Below are 910 nucleotides of genomic sequence, written 5' to 3' on the forward strand. Positions count from 1 at the left end.
AGAGTCCGTTTTGGAATTCAGGGATGGGCGTTTCTGCGTAGGAGATTGCCACCCATGGCGACGAGGATCATGGCCTCGGAGACGTCGATGCGGCTCTCGTAGTCGCGTACGAGGCGCCGCCACCGGACCATCCATCCGAAGGTTCGTTCGACGACCCAGCGGCGGGGCAGGACCTTGAAGCCTTTCTGGTCGTCGGACCGTCGGATGACCTTGATGACGAAGTCGAGGTAGGCGGCCTTGTCCATGAGTTTCAGCCGGTCGTAGGCGCCATCGGCGAACAGGTGCTTGACCCAGGGCCAGCGCTTGCGGATGCCGTCCAGGATGATCTGGGCACCGGCGCTGTCGGAGATGTCGGCGGGCGTGAGGTTGACCATCAGCAGCCTGCCGTCGGTGTCCACGGCGATGTGGCGTTTGCGTCCGACAGTCTTCTTGCCGGCGTCATATCCCCTTTGCGCACCTGGAGCCGGGGCCTTCACAGTCTGGCTGTCGATCACTCCCGCCGAGGGGCTGGCCTCGCGTCCAGCCCGCTCGCGATCGACCATCAAGGCCAGATCGTGGATGGTCTGGAACAGGAAGCGGCGCGCCAACTCGCGGAACCACGCGTAGACCGTTTGCCACGCTCCGAAGTGGATCGGCAGCATTCGCCAGCCGCAACCGGAGCGGACCAGGTAGCGCACCGCGTTCAGCACCTCGCGGAACTCGACCTCGCGAGGACGCCCCATGCGACCGGGCTTGGGCATGAGCGGCGCAATCCGCTCCCATTCCTCGTCCGTCAGGTCTGACGGGTAGCGCTTGGTTTTCTTGGCAATCTTGGCCATCCGGCCACGGCTCTGATCGGTCCACATCCACAGCTTGAATCAGATAATCGCCCCCAGCGAAACCCCATTCAACGACTTCCAAAACAGCCTCT

1 protein-coding gene is annotated in these 910 nt (G+C 63.4%); it reads right to left on the reverse strand.

The genetic code is table 11. The features are described 5' to 3' along the window. Positions 1 to 17: 17 nt before the first annotated feature. On the reverse strand, positions 18 to 845 hold the full coding sequence (locus tag RIG82_03435) for an IS5 family transposase (protein MEQ9459992.1): 828 nt from the start codon (positions 843 to 845) through the stop codon (positions 18 to 20). Between the last annotated feature and the right edge of the window lie 65 nt (positions 846 to 910).

The organism is Phycisphaeraceae bacterium (assembly GCA_040222855.1).
GTDB lineage: Bacteria > Planctomycetota > Phycisphaerae > Phycisphaerales > Phycisphaeraceae > Mucisphaera.